We start from the raw sequence: 24,276 nt of genomic DNA, 5'->3' as shown, positions 1-24,276 counted from the left end.
AAGGCCTCGAACTTGCCCCTCGAACGCTCCAAGATATCGCCATCTGAAACATCAGCCGACAACAGCCGCCCCAGCGGGGGTTGTGCAGACCTTTCTTAGCCCCAATTTTGCAGCTTCCTGAGCTTGCCGACATCCGCATCGATCCGCCTTAAACCATGCGCTTTGGCTCACACACCTCTCACCCACTCTCAAATCGCCAACATCAATTCATTACAGGATTATTTGCACTGCAATTTTTCACATTTCCTGTCGTCCTAGGACTAGGAAACGTCATCACTCTTGCCATCCTCATCACAGGCATCTACTTTCTGAAGCTCCCTGAAGTCAGAAACGTATGGTCTAGCCAAAGGATGATTTGGCTGCTACTAGCGCTTTACGGAATCATTCTGGTGGGATTGCTGTACAGCCCCGCTGAATGGGCATGGAAATCCATTCACTTGAACAAGTATGCCAAAGCGATTTACGCTGCGGTGATGATATCTTTGCTTGTGGCTTTTCCCCAAGCTCAGAGAGCCGCGTTGCACGGGTTCATTGCCGCCATGATCTTCATCAGCGCCTCTACGTGGCTAAATATTTGGTTTCTGCTTCCTTGGTCAGCTTCGCAGGCGCTGGGCTGGGGGCAGTCGCACCATGTCATTGGCGACTATATCACTCAGAATGTGATGATGAGCTTCTTCTGCGTGATCGCCCTTCACTACAGCATTCAATCTGGAAGAGTTGGTGAAAAGCTGTTCTGGTCCGTTATTTTCTTTGCATCCGCCATCACCATCACGCACTTGTCGATTGGCAGAACCGGATACGTTGCTCTTTTGGCGGCGCTTGCCGCGTATATATTCACCGCTTTTGAAAGCAGGTGGAAATATCTCGCTTTGATTGGCATGACTGCTATTGGTCTGCTCGCTCTCGGCACATCGCCCACGCTTCAAGCTCGCTTCGGCCAAGCATGGCAGGAACTTCTGATGAGCCAGAAAAACCATGAGTCTTCCATAGGCCACAGAATTTATAACTACAAAACGACTACGCAAATGGTTTTAGACAAGCCCTTCCTCGGTCATGGCACCGGGGCGTATCACACAGAAATTTGCAAGTTCATCACGCCTATAGAAAAGTGCGCGAACTATAGCTGGCACCCACACAACCAGTATCTTTTTATCGCGGCCGATCACGGTCTCATCGGCGCAATGGTTTTCATCGGAATCATCGCCTATTCGTGGTGGCTCTCGCTCAAAGCCAAGGATCGTCAAACCAGGGTACTTCTGGCAGCCTGGACCTCGCTATTGCTCGTCAATAGCGCCATCAACTCGCCTTTGTGGAGCGCCCGAGAAAGCCATTTCTTTTTCTACATGCTGGCCTTGCTGGCCGCCATGGCAAGCACCCGATCAGCAATGACCAGCAAGCCGGCGTAATCCGTCAATGCTGGAGCCTGCCTCACCCCCTCCAAGCCCACAATCCCCTCCATCGCCCCCACATGCGGGCAATGAGCTTGGGGGAGAACAGCGCCACACGCACAGGCAAGGCCAGGCTGGTGAGCAGCAGGAGCTTGCGGCGCTGCGCGCGGGCGGCCTGGGGGGATACGTATTTGCCGGTGAAAATCAGCTTGGACTGCGCGTGGTGGTAGCCGCGCCAGTATTCACCACGCCAGGGCGAGCGGCCCTTGACCGAGCCGCGTGAGCGGTGGACCGCCACCACATGCGGCCAGACGACCATTGGCAGGCGGGCCTGAAAGAGACGCAGGCACAGGTCGTCATCCTCATAGTAGAGGAAGAAACGCTCATCGAAAAAGCCCACCTCGGCAAACCGCTGAAGGCGCAGCAGCATGGCCGCGCCGCACACAAAGCCCACGCACGCCGCCCCTTCGGCGCCAGGGCCGCGTGATGTCCACAGGGTATGCGGCCAACGGTAATTGACCTCCGGTTGCCCGCGGGCGTCTTGCAGTTGGGGGGCAATCACTGCCGCTTCAGGCAGGTCGGCGGCGGCCTGCAGCAAGGTCTGGAGTCCTTCGACCGTCAGTTCACAATCGGGATTGAGCAGCAGCGCGAAAGGCGTGGTCACCCGCTCCAGCGCCCGGTTGTTGGCGGCCCCAAAGCCGAGATTGGCTCCGTGCGCCAGCACGAGCGCATGCGGCCAGCGGGCGCTGGCATCAGCGGGGGTGCCGTCGCTGCTGCCGTTGTCCGAGACGATGACGTGCGGGCACCGGCTCAACAGGGGCGACAAGCCGTCGAGGCAATGCGCGCTGTTGTAAGTGACGACGATGACCGTGACCGCGCTGAGCGCAGGCGCAAAACCGTTGTTCATGCCCCCTCCTCCGCGCCGTGGCGATATGCATCGAGCAGAAATGCCGCATAGCGCTGCGCGGCCCCCTGCCCTTGCTGGAGGAGTCGTTCGCACGCCTGTCGGGCAGCGGCCAAGGCTGCAGCGTCGTGCAGCAGGCGCTGGGTGTGTGGCATCGCGGCCGCCATGTCGGGCACGCGAAAGGCCGCGCCGATCTGGATGGCCTGCTCGGCCGCGTCGGCAAAGTTGAAGGTGTGCGGCCCCATGACGACGGGGCAACCGCACGCGGCGGCTTCGATGAGGTTTTGCCCGCCCAAGGGCAAGAAGCTGCCGCCCAACCAGGCCACATCGGCCATGGCGTAGTAGGCGTGCATTTCGCCCAGGGAATCCCCCAACCACACGCTGGCCGTGGCGGCCTCGCTGGGGGGCTCGGCATCGTCAGCCCATGCGCTGCGGCGAAACACCGTCAAGCCGGCTTGCGCCAACAGCGCGGCCACGGCGTCGAAACGCTGGGGATGGCGGGGTACCAGCAGCCACAACACTTCCTGCGCCCAGGGCACTTGCCGCAGCGCCTGGAGCCACAGCGCTTCCTCGCCGTCGCGACTGCTGGCCAGCATGACCACCGGGCGAACGCCGGCGGCCTGCCGCCAGCGTCGTCCCCGAGCCATGAGGGCCGGATCCGGCGCGACATCAAACTTGAGGTTGCCCAGCACCCCATGCACGGCGGCCCCCAGCTGCGCAAACCGCTGGGCATCGGCGGGCGTTTGCGCCAGCACGGCGTGCAGCCCGGCATAGGCGGGCCGCGCCAGCCAGGCCATGCGCCGGGCCCGCTGGAGTGTTTTGTCACTCAGCCGCCCGTTGACCAGACACAACCGAACCCCTCTGGCCCGGCAGGCCTGCACCCAATGTGGCCAGACTTCGGTTTCCATCAGCACCCCCAGCGCGGGTTGGAAGTGGTCCAGAAACCGGGTGATGGCCTGCGGCGTGTCCCACGGCTGCCACACCTGCACGTCGCCCGGCGCCAGCCACTTGGCGCCTTCGGCCCGGCCGGTGGCCGTGCCGTGCGTCAGCAACACCCGCAGGCCGGGCATGCGCGCGCGCAGCGCCTCCAGCAGCAGCCCCGCAGCGCGCGTTTCCCCCAGCGAGACGGCATGCACCCATAGCCACCCAGAAGAAGCCGGAATGCCCGGGTAATGCCCCAGGCGCTGCTCGATGTGCGCCACATAACCCGGCTCCGCGCGGCCACGGCGGCGCAGCTTGCGCCGCAGCAGCGGCACCAAGGCCCGCATGACCCACCCATAGGCCCACAGCGCCAGCCGCTCGATGACGGACAGGCTGCGGGCCTCACGCGGCATCGAACAGCCCTTGATACACGCGGCCTATGCCCGCGGCCTCTTGCGCCAGCGTGAAGCGTTCGACCACGCGCTGGCGGGCCGCCTGCCCCATGGCAAGCGCACGCGCCGGATCCTGCATGACGCGCAAGACGGCCTGCGCCAAGCCGTGCGCGTCGCCCGTATCCACCAGCTCGCCCTGAACGCCAGGGTCGATGAGCTCCTCAAAAGCCCCGGTGCGTGAGCACACCACAGCGCAGCCGGTGGCAGCCGCCTCGAAAGGGGTGAGACCGAAGGGCTCATAGCGCGGGCAGGCCACGCACAGCAGGCAGCGTTGGTACCAACGGTGCACCTCGCCCGCGGGCACCTCACCCAGAAACACGATGCGATCGGCCAGCCCCGCGGCGGCAATCTTGTCCTTGAGGGCTTGCTGATACGCCTGGTGCTGCGGCTGGGCCAAGCCGGCAATCACGGCCGTCACATCGGGCAAGTGGGGCAAGGCTTCGATCATGGCATCGACGAACACATCGCTGCCTTTGTCGGGCCGCACCCGACCAAAGACGCCGATGCCATATTTGCCTGGCAGCCCGGCATCGGCCCAGGCGGTCAGCTTATCCGGCGGGGGGCTGAAGCGCTGCAGATCGATCCCGTGCGGCACCACGGCGGTGGTGTTGGGCACGAAGCTCGCAGCCTTGGGGGTGGTGGCGATGACGGCATCCATGCGGCTGATGAGCCAGCGGGGAAACCAGCCGTGCAGATGCTGGGCCGCCGAGGTGAACACCAGCTTGACAGGCAGGCGCAGCACATCCCGGGCCCACAAGCCCGCCATCATTTCATGGTCGCGCCGCACGTGCCAGATGCGAAACGGCCGCCCCGCCGGTGGACGGCGCGACAGGCGAATCGCTTCCTTCAGCGTCATGCCTGCCACGCCGTTGGACAGCAGCGTGCCGCAATAGCCCAAGCGCCACTGGTGCATCTGCAATGGCACCAGCGCGTTGACGGTGGCAGACACCCCCGTGTACCGCTTTTTGAGGTTGAAGACGATGACTTCGGGATCGGGGCTGAGCATGGTCATGATCCATGGACGGCTTCGGCCACCTGCGCCTCGGGCTTGACCCGCCGCAGCAAGGCCCACATGTCGGCCTCGATGCGCCGCAAGGCTTCGGGGGTATGGCCCTCGAAGCGCAACACGAGCACGGGCGTGGTGTTGGAGGCGCGGATGAGGCCAAAGCCATCGGGCCAGTCCACGCGCAAGCCATCGATGGTGTGGACTTCGGCCGGTGGCTCGAACCGGGCCAGCGCCTGCAGTTCGGCCACCAGACGGTGCGGCTCGCCCTCGGCGCAAGGCACGTTGATTTCCGGGGTGGCGTGGCTGGTGGGCAAGGCCTCCAGCACGGCGGCGGGCTGCGGATGGCGGCTGAGGATTTCCAGCAAGCGGGCGCCGGCATAGGTCCCATCGTCGAAGCCGAACCAGCGCTCCTTGAAAAAAATGTGCCCGCTCATCTCGCCGCCCAGCGGCGAATCCACCGCTTTCATGCGGGCCTTGATGAGCGAGTGCCCGGTTTTGTACATGAGGGGTTGGCCACCGGCGGCACGGATGGCGGGCGCCAGACGCTGGCTGCACTTGACATCGAAAACGATGGTGCCGCCCGGCACGCGGCTGAGCACGTCTTGCGCGAAAAGCATCATCTGGCGGTCCGGAAAAATGTTCTGCCCGCTGGGCGTGACGATGCCGAGCCGGTCGCCATCGCCGTCGAAGGCCAGCCCCAGGTCGGCCCCGGTGGCTTGCAGGGTACGGATGAGATCCTGCAGGTTTTCGGGCTTGGAAGGGTCGGGATGGTGATTCGGAAAATGCCCATCGACCTCGCTGAACAACTCGATCACCTCGCAGCCCAAAGCCCGAAACACCCTGGGCGCAGACGCGCCAGCCACGCCGTTGCCGCAATCCACCACGATGCGCAGCGGCCGCTGCAGGCGCACATCCTGCACGATGCGGGTGATGTAGTCCTCTGCCACGTCGATGCGCTGCGCTTGCCCCGGGGCAGCGGCACCCGGCAGGGGCTGAGTGGCTGCAGCCTCGGCCTCCATGGCCTGGCGCAGGGCCTGGATGCCGTCTCCGTAAATGGCCCGCCCGGCGAGCACCATTTTGAAACCATTGTGGTGCTTGGGATTGTGGCTGCCCGTGACCTGGATGCCGCTGCGGCAGCGCGTATGCGCCGCGAAGTAGAGCATGGGCGTGGTGACCATGCCGATATCAATCACGTCCACGCCGGCCTGGATGAGCCCTTCGATCAGCGCCTGGGCCAAGGTCGGGCTGCTCAAGCGGCCATCGCGCCCCACCGCCACCACGCGCTCGCCCAAGGCCAGCGCCTGGCGGCCAAAAGCCCGGCCCAATGCGCTGGCAAACGAGGGGTTGAGCACGTCAGGCACGACGCCGCGGATGTCATAGGCTTTGAAAGCGGACGGGGGATATGGAGGGGGCGTTTGCATGAATCGGATGGCTCATGGAGATGAGCGATTGTAGGCCGCCGGTTATATGATGACTGGGTTTGCACTGCACTGACGCGCCCCATGCCCACCCTGCCCTGCCCCTTGATGAGCACCCGTTGGCACAGCCCAGTGGGCGAATTGCTGCTGGCCTGCGACGCCGAAACGCTGCGCGGCGTGTGGTTCGTGGATCAGCCCGGCATCCCCCCTTGGGCTGGGCATGCTGCTTCAGGCGATCACCCCCTGCTGGAACGGGCCATCGCCCAGTTGACGGCATACTTTGCCGGCGAGCGCCGCGGCTTCGATCTGCCCCTGAATCTGCGCACCGGCACCCCTTTCCAGCAAGCCGTGTGGCAAGCCCTGCAAGCGATTCCCTGGGGGCACACGGCAACCTATCGGTCCGTGGCCACCGCGATCGGTCGGCCATCGGCCGTGCGGGCGGTGGGCGGCGCGATTGGACGCAACCCGATCGGCATCATCGTGCCGTGCCACCGCGTGGTGGGCAGCGACGGCGGGCTGACCGGCTACACCGGCGGGCTGGAACGCAAGCGCGCGCTGCTGTCGCTGGAAGCCGCGCGACACTGAGCGTCAAGCGCCGCCACCGGCACCAGCGTCCACCGCGTCCTTGAGCTTGGGGCTGGCGTGGAAAGTGACGACGCGCCGCGCCTCGATCGCCACCGGCTCGCCGGTGCGCGGATTGCGCCCGGGCCGGGGTGCCTTGGTGCGGATTTGGAAGTTGCCAAACCCGGACAGCTTCACATCCTCGCCCTGGATGAGGCGGCTGCTGATGACATCGAAAAAGGCATCGACGATGTCTTTCGATTCGCGCTTGTTGAAACCGATCTGCTCATACAGCAGTTCGGCCAGTTGGGCTTTGGTGAGCGCCTCGCCCCCCGCAGACTGCGCATCGGCGGGCGTGGACTCGTCGGAATGAAGGGGCTGGTTCATGCTACGGTCTCCGGGCTAGGGGTCATCAGCGCAGGCGGGCCTGCACGCGCTCGGCCAGCGCAGCCAGCACGGCCTGCACCACGCCATCGATCTCCTCATCGGTCAAGGTGGCGTCCGAGCGCTCCAGGGTCAGGCGCACCGCCAGGCTCTTTTCATCCGGCGCCAGCCCGGCGGCCGACGGCGCGCCAGCCTTGGGTCGGTACACGTCAAACAGCACCGCCTGCCGCAGCCAACCATGGGTGGCTGCGCCATGGATGGCTTGCATCAGGGCCTCGTGGCTGACGCCGTCCTTGACGACCACGGCGATGTCACGCTCGACGGGCTGTTGTCGCGACACCGGACGGGCCTGCGGCACGTCGCGCTGCAGCACGGCCGCGCAGTCGAGCTCGAACATCACCGGCGCCTGCGCCCAACCTTCTTGCTGGCGCCAGCGGGGGTGCAATTCACCGACGTAGCCGATGGGGTGGCCATCGAGCCACACCTGGGCGCACCGCCCGGGATGCATGGCCGGATGCGTGGCCGGCTCAAAGCGCGGCTGTCGCGGCGCCAGCAACGCCTCCACGTCGCCTTTGACGTCGAAAAAGTCCACGGCACGGGCCGGCATGCCCCACTGCAAGGCGGCTTCGCTGCCCCAAGCCAGCCCGGCCACCCGCAAAGGCTGGTCAAACCCGGCCACCGTGGTGTCGCTGTCGGTCACCGTCGGGTCTTTGCGGAACACCCGCCCCACCTCGAACACCCGCAGGCGCGAGGCCTTGCGGTCGGTGTTGAAGCGCAGCACGGCCAGCAGGCTGCCCAACAGCGACGAACGCATCACGTTCATCTGGCTGGCGATGGGGTTGAGCAGACGGATCGGGTCGGCATTGCCCGCGTAATCGCGCTCCCAACGCTCTTCCACGAAGCTGTAGTTGATGGTCTCCTGGTAGCCGAGTTGCGCCAGCTGGCGGCGCAGCTGGAACGGCGCGCGGCGGCTCTCGGGGCGAATCTTGGCCGTCACCGGCGCCAGCGGCGGGGTGTGCGGCAGGTGGTCATAGCCGATGACGCGCGCCACCTCTTCGATCAGGTCCTCCTCGATCTGCAGGTCGAAACGGAAAGACGGCGGCGTGACGGTGACTGTGCCATCGCCTTCGCTCACGGGCAGGCTGAGGCGACGCAGCGCGTCGGCACACTGCTGCTGCGTGACCGGCATGCCGATGACCTTGGCCGCACGCGCCACCCGCAGCGTCACCGGTTTGGACTCGGGCATGTGGACGATGTGATCGTCGATGGGGCCAGCCTGGCCGCCGCAGATCTGCAGGATGAGGTCGGTGATGCGCTCGACGTGTTCGACGGTGAGCTGCGGATCGACACCACGTTCGAAACGGTGGCCCGCGTCGGTGCTGAAGTTGTAGCGGCGCGAACGGCCTGCAATCGCCTTGGGCCACCAGAACGCCGCTTCCACGAAGACGTTGCGCGTCTCGTCGCCCACGGACGTGGCGTCACCACCCATGATGCCGGCGAGCGATTCCACCGCTTGGTCGTCGGCGATGACGCCCACCGTTTCGTCCACCGTGACGGTGTTGCCATTGAGCAGCTTGAGCTGTTCACCGGCTTTGCCCCAGCGCACTTGCAGGCCGCCGTGGATTTTGTCCAGGTCGAAGATGTGCGAAGGACGGCCCAGATCGAACATCACGTAGTTGGAGATGTCCACCAGCGCCGACACGCTGCGCTGGCCACAGCGGGCCAGGCGCTCCACCATCCAGGCGGGCGTTGGTGCCTGCGGGTTGATGCCGCGCACGATGCGCCCGGTGAAGCGGCCGCACAAGTCGGGGGCCAGCACCTTGACGGGCAACTTGTCGGTGTGTGCGGCGGGAACCCTGGGGAAGACGGGCTCGTTCAGCGGTGCACCCGTCAAGGCAGCCAGCTCACGCGCAATGCCATACACACTCAGGCAGTGCGCCAGGTTGGGCGTGAGCTTGAGGGTGAACAGGCGGTCGTCGAGCTTGAGGTGCTCGCGGACATCCTGCCCCACCGGCGCATCGGCCGCCAGTTCCAGCAGGCCAGCGTGGTCGTCCGAAAGGCCGAGTTCGCGGGCCGAGCACAGCATGCCAAAGCTCTCGACGCCGCGCAGCTTGCCCACCTGGATCTGGAAAGGCTTGCCGTCTTCGCCAGGCGGCAGTTCGGCCCCCACCAAGGCACACGGCACCTTGATGCCGACACGGGCATTCGGTGCGCCGCAGACGATTTGCAGCAACGCCCCCGTGCCTGCATCCACCTTGCACACGCGCAGGCGGTCGGCATTGGGATGCGGCTCGGCCTCAACGATGGCGCCCACCACCACCCGGGAAAACGGCGGGGCCACAGGCTCGCACGCCTCCACCTCCAGACCGGCCATGGTCAGGACGTCGGCCAACTGCTCGCTGCTCAAAGGCGGATTGCAAAACTCGCGCAGCCAGGACTCAGGAAATTGCATGGTTCAAACTCTGTGGGAGGAGCGGGTCAACGGAATTGGCTCAGGAAGCGAATGTCGCCATCGAAAAACAGGCGCAAATCGTTGACGCCGTAGCGCAGCATGGTCAGCCGATCGGGGCCCATGCCAAACGCAAAGCCGATGTATTTTTCGGGGTCCAGCCCCATGTTGCGCACCACGTTGGGGTGCACCTGGCCACTGCCGGCCACTTCCAACCAGCGCCCGGCCAGCGGGCCGGTCTGGAACTGGATGTCGATTTCGGCGCTGGGCTCGGTGAACGGGAAAAAACTTGGGCGGAATCGCAGCACCAGGTCATCAAACTCGAAAAAGGCGCGGCAGAAATCGGTGAACACGAACTTCAGGTCTTTGAAGCTGACGTTTTCCCCGATCCACAGCCCCTCGCACTGATGAAACATGGGCGAATGGGTGGCGTCGCTGTCCACCCGGTAGGTGCGGCCTGGCGCGATGACACGGATTTCGGGCATGTCGCCGCTGAACAATCCCTCGCCGCTCCCCCCGGCCAGCGCCTTGTGGCGCTTGACGTGCTGCACCGCGTGGCGGATCTGCATGGGGCTGGTGTGGGTGCGCAGCAAATACGGCGCGCGCTCGCTGCCGCCTTCCACGTAGAAAGTGTCGTGCATGGAACGCGCGGGATGGTCTTGCGGCGTGTTCAGCGCGGTGAAATTGAACCAGTCGGACTCGATCTCCGGGCCATCGGCCACTTCAAACCCCATGGAGCCGAAAATCGCTTCGATGCGCTCCATCGTCAAGCTGACCGGGTGCAGCCCGCCCAGCCCACGCTGCCGGCCGGGCAAGGTGACGTCCAGCGCTTCTGCCTGCAACTGACGCTGCAACTCGGCTTCGGCCAGCGCCTGGCGCCGCTCGGCCAGAGCCGCCTCCACCGCCTGCTTGGCCGTGTTGATGGCCGCCCCACGGGTCTTTTTCTCCTCCACGCTCAGGCTGGCCAAGCCTTTCATCAGCTCGGTGATGCGGCCGCTTTTGCCGAGGAACTGGGCTTTGGCGTTTTCCAGGTCGGTGGGGGTGGCGGCCTGCGCGAACAGCTCACGCGCAGACTGCACCAGAGAATCGAGGTCGTTCATCGCAACGGTTCACGGTGGAAAATGAAAAAGGGCCAGTGCCGTGTAGCGCTGGCCCCTCAAGCCGGGTATTTTCGCTCAGAAAAACCCGTCGTTCCTCAAGCCGCCAGCTTGGCCTTGACCTGCTCGACGATGCTGCCAAAAGCAGCCTTGTCGTTGACGGCCAGATCGGCCAGCACCTTGCGGTCGATCTCGATGGCGGCCTTCTTCAGACCATTGGCAAACTGGCTGTAGGTCAGGCCCAGTTCACGCGCGGCGGCGTTGATACGGGCAATCCACAGCTGACGGAACACGCGCTTGCGGGCGCGGCGGTCACGGTAGGCGTACTGACCGGCCTTCATCACCGCCTGCTTGGCAACGCGGAACACGTTGCCGCGGCGGCCGCGGAAGCCTTTGGCCTGGGCGAGAACTTTCTTGTGACGGGCACGTGCGGTGACACCACGTTTGACGCGAGGCATAGCTTACTCCTTGTTCGTCGCGTTGATTACAAGCCAGCGAAGGGCATCATCTGTGCCATGTGACCCATGTTGGTCTCATGCACATTCACCGCACCGCGCAGTTGGCGCTTGTTCTTGGTGGACTTCTTGGTCAGGATGTGACGCTTGAAGGCCTGCCCGCGCTTGACGGTCCCACCCGGACGAACGCGAAAACGCTTTTTCGCACTGCTCTTGGTCTTCATTTTGGGCATGACATGCTCCTTATGGTTTGTGCTCGCGAGGCGCCGTGAACCCATCACGGACTTGCAGGCCCCGAGCCACTTGGAACGGCGCAGGTGACCGACCCACGCCGCCTTGGCGCCAGGTGGGCTTTAGGCCCCCTGGCTGGCCGCCGCCGTCTCCGGCGCCGGTTTCGCACCCCCGGACTTCTTGCGCCCCGGGGCAATCATCATGATCATCTGCCGGCCTTCGAGCTTGGGGAACTGCTCCACCACGATCGAATCGCCGAGCTCATCGCGAATGCGCTGCAGCAGCGCCAACCCCAGTTCCTGATGGGTGATCTCGCGGCCGCGGAACCGCAGGGTCACCTTGCACTTGTCGCCGTCTTCCAGGAAGCGGCGGATGTTGCGCATCTTGATCTGGTAGTCGCCTTCATCGGTGCCCGGACGGAACTTGACCTCCTTGACCTCGATGACTTTTTGCTTGGCCTTGGCCTCGGCTGCCTTTTTCTGCTCCGCGTATTTGAATTTGCCGTAATCGATGAGCCGGCACACGGGGGGCTTGGCCATCGCCGCGATTTCGACCAAATCCACATCCAGGTCACCCGCCATGCGCAAGGCTTCCTGCAGGCTGACGATGCCGATGGGTTCGTTGTCGGGGCCCATCAGCCGGACTTCAGGCGCGGTAATTTCGCGGTTCAGACGATGGGCGCGCTCTTCGCGTTGACGGCGATCGCGGAAATGGGGAGCAGCGGTAGCGATGGTGAATTCCTTTGTTCAAAAACGCTGACAGGCAGCACTCACGCAAAAACCGGCCCCACCTCCATCGGCAGACGCTCAGGCCCGGGCTTCGATGTCGGCACGCAGGCGCTGGGCGAAGCCGTCAAGCGGCATGACGCCCAGATCTTTGTTGCCACGCGCACGCACGGCCACCGAACCGGCCGCCTTTTCTTTGTCGCCCACCACGAGGATGTATGGCAGCTTTTGCAGCGAAAACTCCCGGATTTTATACGTGATTTTTTCGTTGCGCAAATCCAACGCCACCCTAACGCCTTGATTTTCCAGTGTTTTGGCGATTTCGCGACAGTAGTCGGCCTGCGCATCGGTGATGTTGAGCACCGCCACCTGCACCGGCGCCAGCCACACGGGCAGCGCGCCGGCATGCTGTTCAATCAAAATGCCGATGAAACGCTCCAGGCTGCCGACGATGGCGCGGTGCAGAATGACGGGGCGCTGGCGGCTGCCGTCTTCGGCCACGTACTCGGCATCGAGCCGTTCGGCCAGGTTGAAGTCCACCTGGATGGTGCCGCACTGCCATTCGCGGCCGATCGCGTCTTTGAGCGTGTATTCGATCTTGGGGCCATAGAAAGCGCCATCGCCCTCGGAGATGACGAAGTCGCAGCCGGCGTGGCGCAGGCTGTCCATGAGGGCCTGCTCGGCCTTGTCCCAGAGTTCATCGGAGCCGATGCGCGCGGCTGGGCGGGTCGAGACCTTGTACAGAATGTCGGTGAAGCCAAAGTCGGCGTACACCTTTTTCAGCACCTGGGTGAAGGTGTCGCATTCCGACAGGATTTGGTCTTCGGTACAGAAGATGTGGCCGTCGTCTTGCGTGAAGCCGCGCACGCGCATGATGCCGTGCAGGCCGCCGCTGGGCTCGTTGCGGTGGCACTGACCGAATTCGCCATAGCGCAGCGGCAGGTCACGGTAGCTCTTGATGCCCTGCTTGAAAATCAGGATGTGTCCCGGACAGTTCATCGGCTTGAGCGCATAGTCGCGCTTCTCGCTCTCGGTGATGAACATGTTGTCGCGGTATTTGTCCCAGTGGCCGGTCTTCTCCCACAGCGCCTTGTCCAGGATCTGCGGCCCCTTGACCTCCAGGTAGCCGTTGTCGCGGTACACGCGGCGCATGTACTGCTCCACCTGCTGCCAGACGGTCCAACCCTTGGGGTGCCAAAACACCAAGCCCGGCGCATGTTCGTCGATATGGAACAGGTCCAGTTCGCGCCCCAGCTTGCGGTGGTCGCGCCTTTCGGCCTCCTCCAGCAGCGTGAGGTAATTGTGCAAATCTTCCTTGCTGGCCCAGGCCGTGCCGTAGATGCGCTGCAGCATCTCGTTGCGATGGTCGCCGCGCCAGTAGGCGCCGGCCACCTTCATCAGCTTGAAGTGCTTGAGCTTGCCGGTGCTGGGCACGTGCGGGCCGCGGCACAGGTCCTCGAAGGCCCCTTCTCGGTAGAGGCTGACTTCTTCGCCCGCCGGAATGCTGGCGATGATCTCGGCCTTGTAGTGCTCGCCCAGCCCCTTGAAATAGGCCACTGCCTCATCGCGCGGCAGCACGCGGCGCACCACCGGCTCGTCCTTGGCGGCGAGTTCGGCCATTTTTTTCTCGATGGCAGCCAAGTCATCGGGGGTGAAGGGGCGCTTGTAGGAGAAGTCGTAATAAAAGCCGTTGTCGATCACCGGGCCAATGGTGACCTGCGCGTCGGGGAACAACTCCTTGACGGCATAGGCCAGCAGGTGGGCGGTGGAGTGACGGATCATCTCCAGCCCCTCCGGGTCTTTGGCGGTGACGATGGACAGGGAGGCATCGCGCTCGATGGTGTAGGAAGTGTCCACCAGACGGCCATCGACCTTGCCACCCAAGGCTGCCTTGGCCAGACCCGAGCCAATGGAGGCGGCAACCTCGGCCACCGTGACGGGGCCGGGGAATTGGCGTTGCGAACCATCGGGGAGCGTGATGTGAAGCATGGGCTGTTCCAGAAAAACGAAACGCGGCCTGGGCCGCGCTGAGAAGGATGAGCAACGATTCAAGCAGGCGCGAACTGCCGCCCCTCAACGGGCAGAATCTTCCTCCATGGGCGTTCGCGGTGTCATAACCTGCAGGGGTGCGGCTGGCTGATGAAAACGGCTTTGAGTATAACCCGGTGGCAATTTGGGGCCTGGCTCTCGGTTTCTCGGCGTGATGGATGGGCATGCCCAGGCCATGGGGGGGGCGCGGCTGCTTCCGTGTTGTTACCATCCAGATCATGGCGCATAATGTCATCAGTTTGATGATGTAAACCGCCTGGCGATGCACAAACATAAAACCAATCACAGCTTTTCAGTGGTCCGCCTTGGATGAGGAGCCTCTGGTGACTCAGCCCCAGCGTGTCGAGACCTTGAGCCACGCCCAGCGCGAGCGGCTGGCCTACATCGACTTTCGGCTCTACTTCTTCGGTGAGATCGGCCGTCCCGACCTCATCGAGCGCTTCGGGGTGGCGCCGGCCGGGGCGACGCGCGACTTGGCGTTGTACCGGCAAATCGCACCGCAAAACATCCTCTTTGACGGCAGCCACAAGGTCTACCGGATCGGGCAGACGTTCTCCCCACTGTTCGAGCACGCCCCGCAGCGCGTGCTGTCGGCGCTGGCGCATGGGTTTGGCGATGGCGTGAACGGCCCGGCCAAGCCCTTGCAGCCGCTCTTGCCGTGCGAGTCGCCCGCCGCCCTCTCCATCCCCAGGATGGAGGTGCTGGCCCCGATCTGCCGGGCGATCCACGCCAGGCGGCCCCTCGCCATCCGTTATCACTCGATGACGAGCGGCGAGACCGAGCGGGTCATCGTGCCCTTTGCCTTGGTGGATACCGGCCTGCGCTGGCACGTGCGGGCCTTTGACCGAAAGCGCGGCGAGTTTCGGGACTTCGTCCTCACCCGCATCGAAGCGCCGGCCTTGCTGGATGAAGCGCCCCAGGCCCACGAACGGCCCGATCACGACATCCAATGGACGCGCATCGTCGAGCTGGAGTTCGTGCCGCACCCGCGCCTTGAGCGCCCCGCGATCATCGGCGGGACTACGGGATGCAGGGCGGCGCACTGCGAGTACGGGTGCGCGCGGCGGTGGCGGGCTACATGCTGCTGCGGTGGAGCGTGGACTGCTCGCCCGACCATCGCCTCACCGACGAACAGTACCGCTTGTGGCTGGCCGATCCGCTGGCGCTCTATGGCGTCGAGAACGCCAAGCTCGCGCCGGGGTATCAGGCCCCGGCAACCAAGACATTACGCAAAAGGTAAGCACACGATGGCACAGAACGACGCCGCCAAGAACGGTAACGGAGGCCACCTCGGCTTTGAAGCCGAGCTTTTCAAGGCCGCCGACAAGCTGCGCGGCAACATGGAGCCCAGTGACTACAAGCACGTCGCGCTGGGCTTGATCTTCTTGAAGTACATCTCCGACACCTTCGAGGCCAAGCACCAGGCCCTCTTGGCCGAAGACCCCCAAGCCGCCGAGGACAAGGACGAATACCTCGCCGACTACGTCTTTTGGGTGCCACCGGCGGCCCGCTGGTCACACCTGCAGGCCAATGCCAAGCGGCCCGAGATCGGCACACTCATCGACGACGCCATGCGCGCCATCGAGAAGGACAACGAATCCTTGAAGGGCGTTTTACCGAAGGACTACGCTCGCCCCGCGCTCAACAAGGTGATGCTGGGTGAACTCATCGACCTCATCTCCGGCATTGCCTTGGGCGAGGAAGGCAACCGTTCCAAGGACATTCTCGGGCGCGCGTACGAATACTTCCTCGGCCAGTTCGCCGGTGCCGAAGGCAAGCGCGGCGGCGAATTTTACACGCCGCGCTCGGTGGTACGCGTGCTGGTCGAAATGCTTGAGCCCTACTCAGGGCGCGTCTACGACCCCTGCTGCGGCTCGGGCGGCATGTTCGTGCAGAGCGAAAAGTTCGTTGAGGAACACGGCGGGCGCATCGGCGACATCGCCATCTACGGGCAGGAGAGCAACTACACCACGTGGCGGCTCGCCAAGATGAACCTTGCCGTGCGCGGCATCGACGCCGACATCCGCTGGAACAACGAAGGCAGCTTCCACAAAGACGAACTGCGCGACCTCAAGGCGGACTACATCCTCGCCAACCCGCCCTTCAACATCTCCGACTGGGGCGGCGAGCGCCTGCGCGAAGACGTGCGCTGGAAGTTCGGCGTGCCGCCCGTGGGCAATGCCAACTACGCCTGGCTGCAACACATCTATCACCACCTCGCCCCCAACGGCACCGCGGGCGTGGTGCTGGCCAACGGCTCGATGTCCTCGCAGCAGTCCGGCGAGGGCGAGATCCGCAAAGCCATGCTGGAAGCCGACGTGGTGGACTGCATGGTGGCGCTGCCCGGGCAGCTCTTCTACTCCACGCAGATCCCCGCCTGCCTGTGGTTTCTGGCCCGCAACAAGAACCCCGGCAAGGGCTGGCGCGACCGTAGAGGTCAGGTGCTCTTCATCGACGCGCGCAAGCTGGGCGTGCTGGTGGACCGCACCCGGCGCGAACTCACCGACGAGGAGATCCAGAAGATCGCCGACACCTACCACGCCTGGCGCGGCGAACCCGGTGCGGGCGAGTACACCGACGTGGCGGGTTTCTGCAAATCCGCCACGCTGGAGGAAATCCGCAAGCACGGCTACGTGCTCACCCCCGGCCGCTACGTGGGCGCGGCGGAACAGGAGGATGACGGCGAACCGTTCGAGGAGAAGATGGCGCGGCTTGCGGCCCAGTGGCGCGAACAACGCGCGGAAGCAGCGCGGCTGAATGCAGCGATCGAGGCCAACCTGAAGGAGCTTGGGTATGGCGGGTGAGGAGTTGCTTGGCCCTGCTCCTTACGGGTGGAAGTACACTACTCTGGGCACAGCCTGCCAGCTTGGCGGTGGCGACATCCAGACTGGGCCTTTTGGGAGCCAGTTGCATGCAGCGGACTATGTGCCAGTCGGCATCCCGTCAATCATGCCGCAGAATATCGGCGATAACCGTATCGTCGAAGATGGCATAGCCCGCATCACACCTGAAGACGCCAAACGTCTTAGTCGCTATTTGGTTCGAGCTGGAGACATCGTTTACAGCCGTCGCGGTGACGTAGAAAGGCGAGCTCTAGTGCGTGACCACGAAGACGGCTGGCTGTGTGGCACCGGTTGCCTCCGTGTACGGCTCGGTCCTTGCGGCCCCGATCCACGCTTCACGTCGTATTACCTCGGACATCCCACCGTCCGAGAATGGATCGTCCGGCACGCTCATGGAGCGACGATGCCCAATTTGAATACGTCCATCTTGAGCGCGTGCCCTCTGCTGGTCCCACCTCCCAACGAACAACTCGCCATCGCCCACATCCTCGGCACGCTGGACGACAAGATCGAACTTTTACGCCGCCAGAACGAAACGCTGGAAGCGATGGCCCGCGCCCTGTTCCGCGCGTGGTTCGTGGACTTCGAGCCGGTGCGCGCCAAGAAGGAGGGCCGCTGGTGGCGCGGCGAATCCCTGCCGGGTCTGCCCGCCCACCTCTACGACCTCTTTCCCGAGCGTCTCGTCGAATCGGAATGGGGGGAGATACCGGAGGGGTGGGAGGTAATGTCGTTGACAGAATTTTCTTCTCTCAATCCAGAAGCTTGGACGAAACGGACACGCCCTGAGCAGATTCAGTATGTCGATCTTTCAAACACAAAGTGGGGGCGAATCGAAAGTGTCACGAATTATGATGCCGATGATGCGCCTAGCCGTGCACAGCGAGTCTTGCGCCCGCTGGATACGATTGTCGGCACCGTCCGTCCAGGAAATGGATCCTATGCCCTGATCTCGGATGATGGGCTGACGGCCAGCACAGGGTTTGCCGTGCTTCGCCCATTACGACGTGAGTACGCCGAGTTCGTTTATCTGGCGGCTACGGCACGTGAAAACATCGAGAGGCTGTCGAATCTTGCGGACGGCGGGGCATATCCTGCCGTCCGACCAGAAATCGTATCTGCAACACAAGTGCCACGCGCTGGCGAAAACCTAATCAACGAGTTTTCACACCAGGTTAGTTCGATGCTCGCTGGTATTGCCGCCAATGAGCGCGAATCCCGCACCCTCGCTACCCTGCGCGACACCCTGCTGCCCAGGCTGATCTCCGGCGAGCTGCGCATACCGGATGTCGAAGCGTTTTTCAGGGAGAGAAAACCATGACCACGCCAACCTCGCTCGTCATCTTCGAATCGAGCGGACAGCCGGTGCAAGTGCGATTGGCGGGCGAATCCGTCTGGATGACGCAACGCCAGATGGCCGAGGTGTTTGCCACCACGCCCGAAAACGTGCTCATGCACCTGAAGAACATCTTCGGCGATGGCGAGTTGGAGGAGGCGGCAACCACTAAGGATTTCTTAGCAGTTCAAACCGAAGGCCGGCGGCAGGTTCAGCGACGGCTCAGGCACTACAACCTCGATGCCATCATCTCCGTCGGCTACCGGGTGAACTCCGCCCGCGCCACGCGCTTTCGCCAGTGGGCCACGCGCGTGCTGCGCGAGCATCTGACGCGCGGCTACACGCTGGACCGCCAGCGCTTCGAGCAGAACGCCGCCGAGCTGGAAGTGGCGCTCTCCCTGGTGAGAAAGGCCGCCGCGGGCGAGGCGCTCACTGCCGAGGTGGGCCGCGGGCTGGTGGACGTGATCGCCCGCTACACCCAGACCTTCCTCTGGCTGCAGCGCTACGACGAGGGGCGGCTCACCGCCCCGGTGGGCAGCCCGGGCGGGGTGCTGCCCACGCTCACCGAGGCACGGGCGGCCATCGCGCGCCTGAAGGCCGATCTGATGGCGCGCGGCGAGGCGTCCGACCTGTTCGGCCGCGAGCGCGGCGAGGCCTTCGCGGCGATTCTGGGCAACCTGGAGCAGACCGTCTTCGGCGAGCCGGCCTACCCGACGGTGGAGACCAGGGCCGCGCACCTGTTGTACTTCGTCATCAAGAACCATCCCTTCGCCGATGGCAACAAGCGCAGCGGGGCGTTCCTGTTCGTGGATTTTCTGGCCCGCAACGGCCGGCTCGTGCGCGATGGCGAACCGGTCATCAACGACGTGGGGCTGGCCGCACTCGCCCTGCTCGTGGCCGAGTCGGATGCCAAGAACAAGGATGTGATGATCCGCCTGATCGAAAACATGCTGGCCCTTCCGGGGGCGAAACCACAAGGAGTCGAGCCGTGACGGTCAACCTCTCCCCCCCGCGCATCGAAAGCCTGCGCGTGAAAAACTACCGCGCGCTTCAGAACGTCAAGCTAGAGCACATCACGCCATTGACGGTGTTGCTAGGCCCTAATGGCAGTGGCAAATCCACGGTCTTCGACGTTTTTGCGTTTTTGGCCGAATGCTTTTCAGACGGCCTGCGCAAAGCCTGGGATCGCCGGGGGCGCTTTCGCGAGCTGCGCAGCCGAGACCAAGATGGCCCCATCGTCATCGAGTTGCAATACCGGGAGCGGCCTGGCACCCCTCTCATTACCTATCACCTGGAAATCGCAGAACAGGCCAAGGGCCCGGTCGTCGCGCGCGAGTTTCTGCGCTGGAAGCGCGGCCATCCCGCTGCACCGTTTCATTTCTTGGATTACCAGTACGGCCAGGGCAAAGTCATTACCGGCGAGGAGCCAGAGGCAAGTGACACACGCATCGATAAGCCGCTCTCCGGCCCGGATGTGCTGGCGGTGAGCACACTGGGCACCTTGGCCGAAAACCCGCGCGTGATCGCGCTGCGCGACTTCATTACCGGCTGGCACCTTTCCTACCTCTCGGCGGACGCCGCTCGCGGCAACCCGGAAGCGGGGGCGGAGGAACGCTTGTCCCCCACCGGCGACAACCTGCCCAATGTCATTCAATACCTGCGCGAGCAACACCCTGATCGCCTGGAGCAGATTTTTGACACATTGCGGCGGCGCATCCCTCGCATCGAGAAGGTCGAAGCCCAGGTATTGGAAGACAGCCGCTTGCTGCTGTTAGTCAAGGATGCGCCGTTTTCCAAGCCAGTGCTGTCACGCTTTGCCTCCGACGGCACGCTGAAGCTGCTGGCCTACCTGACCGTTCTCTATGATCCCGACCCGCCTCGACTCGTTGGCATCGAAGAGCCGGAGAACTACCTGCATCCGCGCCTGCTACCGGAACTGGCCGAGGAGTGCCAGCAAGCCGCGGATCGCACGCAATTGATCGTCACCACGCATTCGCCATTCTTCATCAACCCGCTGCGGCCGGAAGAGGTGCGCGTGCTCTACCGCGCCGCCGATGGATATACCCGCGTGCGCCGGGTGATCGACATGCCGGGCATACAGGATTTCATCCGGCAGGGCGCAACGCTCGGTGAGCTATGGATGGAAGGGCATTTCGACGCCGGCGACCCACTTGCCCTGGGAGATGAGGCATGACACAGATCGAGTTTCTGGTCGAAGAACCTTCGGCAGAAGAGGCGCTTCGGCATGTGCTGCCGAAGCTCTTGCGCGGGCGGGCACGCTGGAAGCTGATCAATCTGGGGAGCAAATACAAACTGCTCAAGGCATTGCCCAGCCGGCTTGCGGCCTACCGTGATCGCATCGCGCGGGGCGAGCTGTTGCGCGTGGTCGTGCTGGTGGACCGGGATACCGACGATTGCGTGGCGCTCAAGCGTCAGCTCGAAGAGATGGCAAGCGTGGCAGGGCTTGCCACCAAGACCCTCCCTGACGTAGAAGGGCTGTTCCACGTCGTCAACCGCATCGCGGTCGAGGAATTGGAATCGTGGTTCATTGGTGACGCCGCAGCGCTACGGCTGGCGTTCAGCAGCCTGCCCACGGTCGATGTCGGCAAAGGCATCTTTCGCAATCCCGACAATGGCGGCTCTTGGGAAGCATTACATCGCTTCCTCAAGAAGCACGGCATCTACAAGAACAGCTATCCCAAAATTGACGCCGCGCGGCGCATCGCCGCCAACCTCGACCTGCAAGCCAACCGCTCGCGCAGCTTTCAGGTCTTCGTTCAAGGCGTGGAGGCACTACTGACATGACCGGCTGTTTTGATGATCGCGCCTTGTCTCTGGCCGCTACAGCCGCCCCGGAATAGGGAGTAACTCGATGGCTTTTCTGCCTGAATCTGATGTCGAGGCGGCGCTGCTCGCCCAGTTGCAAGCACTGGGCTATGCTGTGGAGCGCGAGGAGGACATCGGCCCCGACGGCCACCGGCCCGAGCGCGAGAGCCACGATGAGGTGGTGCTGAAAAAGCGGCTTGAGGACGCCGTGGCACGCATCAACCCCACTCTGCCCGCGGAGGCCCGCCAGGATGCCATCCGCAAGGTGACGCAGTCGGAACTGCCCGTCTTGCTCGAAGAAAACCGGCGGCTGCACAAGCTGCTGACGGAAGGCGTGGATGTCGAGTATTTCGCCGCCGATGGCACGCTCACCGCAGGCAAGGTGCGGCTGATCGATTTCGAGGACCCTGCGCAGAACGACTGGCTGGCGGTGGGCCAGTTCGTGGTGATCAACGGCCAGAACAAGCGCCGGCCCGACGTGGTGGTGTTCGTCAATGGCTTGCCGCTGGCGGTGATCGAGCTGAAAGCGCCGGGCAGCGCGGGGGCGCATCTCTTGGGCGCGTTCAACCAGTTGCAGACCTACAAGCGGGAGATCACCCAGCTTTTTCGCGCCAATGCGCTGCTGGTGACTTCCGATGGCATCGCCGCCCGGGTGGGGTCGCTCTCGGCCGACCTGGAGCGCTTCATGCCCTGGCGCACCACCGATGGTACGCAGGTAGCGCCGAAAGGCGCGCCCGAGCTCCCGACCCTGATCGAGGGCGTGTTCGAGCAGCGGCGGCTGCTGGCTCTGCTCGCGCACTTCACAGTGTTTGGCGAGACCGGCTCGGGGCTCGTCAAGATCATCGCCGGTTACCACCAGTTCCACGCCGTGCGGCACGCGGTCACCTCGACGATCCGCGCGGCAAGCCCGCATCCGGAAGCGGGAGAGGAGCCCGCGGCCTATGGCCTGCCCAGCGTGAAAAGCCAGCGCGCGGGCGACCGGCGCGCCGGCGTGATCTGGCACACGCAGGGTTCGGGCAAGAGCCTGTTGATGGCCTTCTACGCTGGCCTGCTGGTCAAGCATCCTGCGATGGCCAACCCGACGCTGGTCGTGCTGACCGACCGCAACGACCTGGACGATCAGCTCTTTGCCACCTTCTCGATGTGCCAAGACCTGATCCGCCAGACGCCGGTGCAGGCGGAAAGCCGCGAGCATTTGCAGGCGCTGCTCAACCGGGCATCGGGCGGGGTGATCTTCACGACCTTGCAGAAGTTCGGCGAGAGTGCAGAGCCACTCACGACCCGACGCAACGTGGTGGTCATCGCCGACGAGGCGCACCGCAGCCAGTACGGCTTCAAGGCCAAGGTGGATGCCAAGACCGGCGAGATTTCCTACGGCTTTGCCAAGTACCTGCGCGATGCGTTGCCGAACGCCTCGTTCATCGGCTTTACCGGCACGCCGATCGAGGCCGATGACGTCAACACCCCGGCGGTGTTCGGCCACTACATCGACATCTACGACATCAGCCGCGCGGTGGAGGACGGCGCGACGGTGCCGATCTACTACGAATCCCGGCTTGCGCGCATCGAACTGGATGAAAACGAAAAGCCGAAGATCGACGCTGAGATCGAGGCGATGCTGGAAGACGAGGAGGAGCCCGCCCGCGAGCGCGTAAAGCAAAAATGGGCGACGGTGGAGGCGCTGGTGGGCAGCGACAAGCGCCTCAGGCAGGTGGCAGAGGACATCGTGCAGCACTTCGAGGCGCGCGTGCAGGCGCTCTCGGGCAAGGCGATGATCGTCTGCATGAGCCGGCGCATCTGTGTGGCGCTCTACGACGAAATCGTCCGGCTTCGCCCCGATTGGCACAGCGCGGATGACAATGCTGGCGCCATCAAGATCGTGATGACCGGCGCCGCTTCCGACCCACCCGAGTGGCAGCCGCACATCGGCAACAAGGCGCGGCGCGACCTGCTCGCCAAACGCGCCCGCGACCCGAATGATCCCTTGAAGCTCGTGATCGTGCGCGACATGTGGCTCACGGGGTTTGATGCGCCGTGCATGCACACGATGTACGTGGACAAGCCCATGCGCGGCCACGGGTTGATGCAGACGATTGCGCGGGTGAACCGGGTGTTCCGCGACAAGCCGGCGGGGCTGATCGTGGACTACATCGGCATCGCGCAGAACCTGAAAAACGCACTCGCCCAGTACTCGCCGCGCGACCGCGAGCAGACCGGCATCGATGAGGCCGAGGCCATCGCGGTGATGCTGGAAAAACTCGAGATCGTGCGCGACATGTTCCACGGCTTCGATTACCGCGGCGCGCTCCATGGCTCGCCCCAGGAGCGGCTCTCGATGATGGCCGGCGCCATCGAGTGGATTCTGGATCGGCAGCAGCAATGGGCGGCGCAGGCGTCTACCGCGGAGGGCAAGAAGGCCGCGCAGCGGCGCTTTCTCGATGCAGTGCTGGCCTTGTCCAAGGCGTTCGCGCTGGCCTCGGCATCCGACGAGGCACGCGCCGTGCGTGAGGAAGTCGGCTTCTTCCAGGCCATCCGGGCCGCACTCATCAAGAGCAGCACCGGCTCGGGCCCACCCCGGCAGGAGCGCGAGCTGGCGATCCAGCAGATCGTCAGCCGCGCGGTGGTCTCCACCGAGATCGTGGACATTCTCAAGGCGGCAGGTATCCAGAGCCCGGACATCTCCATCCTCTCCGACGAGTTCCTCGCCGAAGTGCAGCAGATGGAGAAGAAGAACCTGGCGCTGGAAGCCTTGAAAAAGCTCTTGGGCAACGGGATTCGCTCGCGAGCCAAGGCCAACATCGTCGAGACGCGGGCGTTTTCCGAACGGCTGGAAGCTGCCGTGGCGCGCTACCACGCCAACGCCATCACCACCGCCGAGGTGCTGCAGGAGCTGATCCAGTTGGCCCGCGACATCCGAGCCGCCCGCCAGCGGGGCGAAGAAGCCGGACTCACCGACGAGGAAATTGCCTTCTACGATGCGCTCGCCGAGAACGAAAGTGCGGTGCAGGTGATGGGCGATGAAAAGCTGCGCGTCATCGCCCACGAACTGCTGATGAGCCTGCGCGAGAATGTGACCGTGGACTGGGCACACCGTGAATCGGCCCGCGCCCGGATGCGGGTGCTGGTCAAGCGCATCCTGCGCAAGTACGGTTATCCGCCCGACCTGCAGGACGCTGCCGTACAAACCGTGTTGCAACAGGCCGAGGCGTTGACAGCGCTCTGGAGTGCCTAACC

At 64.0% G+C, this 24,276-nt stretch carries 19 protein-coding genes and 1 pseudogene; 9 read left to right on the top strand and 11 right to left on the bottom strand.

Annotated elements, in window-relative coordinates:
• The first annotated feature begins 155 nt into the window (after positions 1-155).
• Positions 156-1,406: an O-antigen ligase family protein gene (locus DFR43_RS05265; protein WP_133596305.1), complete on the top strand. Its 1,251-nt coding sequence runs from the start codon at positions 156-158 to the stop codon at positions 1,404-1,406.
• A gap of 22 nt (positions 1,407-1,428) precedes the next feature.
• On the opposite strand, the gene DFR43_RS05260 is transcribed toward DFR43_RS05265, so the two are convergent.
• From DFR43_RS05260 to DFR43_RS05245, 4 genes are read right to left on the bottom strand one after another with little or no spacing between them, the layout of a single operon-like run.
• Positions 1,429-2,295, bottom strand: coding sequence for a glycosyltransferase family 2 protein (locus tag DFR43_RS05260; protein ID WP_133596303.1), 867 nt, complete (start codon positions 2,293-2,295; stop codon positions 1,429-1,431).
• Complete coding sequence (locus tag DFR43_RS05255) at positions 2,292-3,626, bottom strand: 3-deoxy-D-manno-octulosonic acid transferase (protein WP_425471071.1); 1,335 nt, start codon at positions 3,624-3,626, stop codon at positions 2,292-2,294. Before DFR43_RS05255 ends, DFR43_RS05260 begins: the two co-directional genes overlap by 4 nt.
• Entirely contained in the window at positions 3,616-4,671 is a 1,056-nt protein-coding gene (locus DFR43_RS05250) for a glycosyltransferase family 4 protein (protein WP_245988834.1), read from the bottom strand. The genes DFR43_RS05255 and DFR43_RS05250 overlap by 11 nt, the downstream gene beginning before the upstream one ends.
• 2 nt (positions 4,672-4,673) lie before the next feature.
• On the bottom strand, positions 4,674-6,092 hold the full coding sequence (locus DFR43_RS05245) for a phosphomannomutase/phosphoglucomutase (RefSeq protein ID WP_133596299.1): 1,419 nt from the start codon (positions 6,090-6,092) through the stop codon (positions 4,674-4,676).
• A gap of 81 nt (positions 6,093-6,173) precedes the next feature.
• Between DFR43_RS05245 and DFR43_RS05240 the strand changes: the two genes are divergently transcribed.
• Positions 6,174-6,674, top strand: a complete 501-nt coding sequence (locus DFR43_RS05240; RefSeq protein ID WP_133596297.1) for a methylated-DNA--[protein]-cysteine S-methyltransferase — start codon at positions 6,174-6,176, stop codon at positions 6,672-6,674.
• Positions 6,675-6,677: 3 nt separating this feature from the next.
• On the opposite strand, the gene DFR43_RS05235 is transcribed toward DFR43_RS05240, so the two are convergent.
• The 7 genes from DFR43_RS05235 to thrS all read right to left on the bottom strand — a co-directional run bounded on the left by DFR43_RS05235 (position 6,678) and on the right by thrS (position 13,980).
• A complete protein-coding gene (locus DFR43_RS05235) occupies positions 6,678-7,037 on the bottom strand; it encodes an integration host factor subunit alpha (RefSeq protein ID WP_133596295.1) in 360 nt (119 codons plus the stop codon).
• A 25-nt stretch (positions 7,038-7,062) separates the two neighbouring features.
• The gene (gene pheT, locus DFR43_RS05230) at positions 7,063-9,486 is read right to left on the bottom strand and encodes a phenylalanine--tRNA ligase subunit beta (protein ID WP_133596293.1); all 2,424 of its coding nucleotides are present in this window, start codon (positions 9,484-9,486) and stop codon (positions 7,063-7,065) included.
• A 26-nt stretch (positions 9,487-9,512) separates the two neighbouring features.
• Positions 9,513-10,583 (bottom strand): phenylalanine--tRNA ligase subunit alpha, encoded by a 1,071-nt coding sequence (gene pheS / locus DFR43_RS05225; protein ID WP_133596291.1) that lies wholly within the window; start codon positions 10,581-10,583, stop codon positions 9,513-9,515.
• Positions 10,584-10,678: 95 nt separating this feature from the next.
• A complete protein-coding gene (gene rplT, locus DFR43_RS05220; RefSeq protein ID WP_133596289.1) occupies positions 10,679-11,038 on the bottom strand; it encodes a 50S ribosomal protein L20 in 360 nt (119 codons plus the stop codon).
• 26 nt (positions 11,039-11,064) lie between these two features.
• Positions 11,065-11,268: a 50S ribosomal protein L35 gene (rpmI, locus tag DFR43_RS05215; RefSeq protein WP_133596287.1), complete on the bottom strand. Its 204-nt coding sequence runs from the start codon at positions 11,266-11,268 to the stop codon at positions 11,065-11,067.
• Positions 11,269-11,388: 120 nt separating this feature from the next.
• Positions 11,389-11,997, bottom strand: a complete 609-nt coding sequence (gene infC, locus DFR43_RS05210) for a translation initiation factor IF-3 (protein WP_133596286.1) — start codon at positions 11,995-11,997, stop codon at positions 11,389-11,391.
• A 75-nt stretch (positions 11,998-12,072) separates the two neighbouring features.
• Positions 12,073-13,980, bottom strand: coding sequence for a threonine--tRNA ligase (gene thrS / locus DFR43_RS05205; RefSeq protein WP_133596285.1), 1,908 nt, complete (start codon positions 13,978-13,980; stop codon positions 12,073-12,075).
• 383 nt (positions 13,981-14,363) lie between these two features.
• Between thrS and DFR43_RS05200 the strand changes: the two are divergent.
• From DFR43_RS05200 to DFR43_RS05170, 7 genes and pseudogenes are all read left to right on the top strand, one after another.
• Positions 14,364-15,280 (top strand): annotated as a pseudogene (locus DFR43_RS05200) (WYL domain-containing transcriptional regulator).
• Between the two features lie 7 nt (positions 15,281-15,287).
• Entirely contained in the window at positions 15,288-16,844 is a 1,557-nt protein-coding gene (locus DFR43_RS05195; protein WP_133596284.1) for a class I SAM-dependent DNA methyltransferase, read from the top strand.
• Positions 16,834-18,201 (top strand): restriction endonuclease subunit S, encoded by a 1,368-nt coding sequence (locus tag DFR43_RS13695; protein WP_133596358.1) that lies wholly within the window; start codon positions 16,834-16,836, stop codon positions 18,199-18,201. Before DFR43_RS05195 ends, DFR43_RS13695 begins: the two co-directional genes overlap by 11 nt.
• On the top strand, positions 18,198-19,208 hold the full coding sequence (locus DFR43_RS05185) for a virulence RhuM family protein/type II toxin-antitoxin system death-on-curing family toxin (RefSeq protein WP_133596283.1): 1,011 nt from the start codon (positions 18,198-18,200) through the stop codon (positions 19,206-19,208). The genes DFR43_RS13695 and DFR43_RS05185 overlap by 4 nt, the downstream gene beginning before the upstream one ends.
• Positions 19,205-20,410 (top strand): AAA family ATPase, encoded by a 1,206-nt coding sequence (locus DFR43_RS05180; RefSeq protein WP_133596282.1) that lies wholly within the window; start codon positions 19,205-19,207, stop codon positions 20,408-20,410. The genes DFR43_RS05185 and DFR43_RS05180 overlap by 4 nt, the downstream gene beginning before the upstream one ends.
• Positions 20,407-21,021: a DUF4276 family protein gene (locus DFR43_RS05175; RefSeq protein ID WP_133596281.1), complete on the top strand. Its 615-nt coding sequence runs from the start codon at positions 20,407-20,409 to the stop codon at positions 21,019-21,021. The genes DFR43_RS05180 and DFR43_RS05175 overlap by 4 nt, the downstream gene beginning before the upstream one ends.
• Before the next feature lie 67 nt (positions 21,022-21,088).
• A complete protein-coding gene (locus tag DFR43_RS05170; protein WP_133596280.1) occupies positions 21,089-24,274 on the top strand; it encodes a type I restriction endonuclease subunit R in 3,186 nt (1,061 codons plus the stop codon).
• The last annotated feature ends 2 nt before the right edge of the window (positions 24,275-24,276 follow it).

The organism is Tepidicella xavieri (genome assembly GCF_004363315.1).
GTDB lineage: Bacteria > Pseudomonadota > Gammaproteobacteria > Burkholderiales > Burkholderiaceae_C > Tepidicella > Tepidicella xavieri.
Note: the sequence above shows the minus strand (reverse complement) of the source record. Positions and strands in the feature narration are given on the sequence as shown.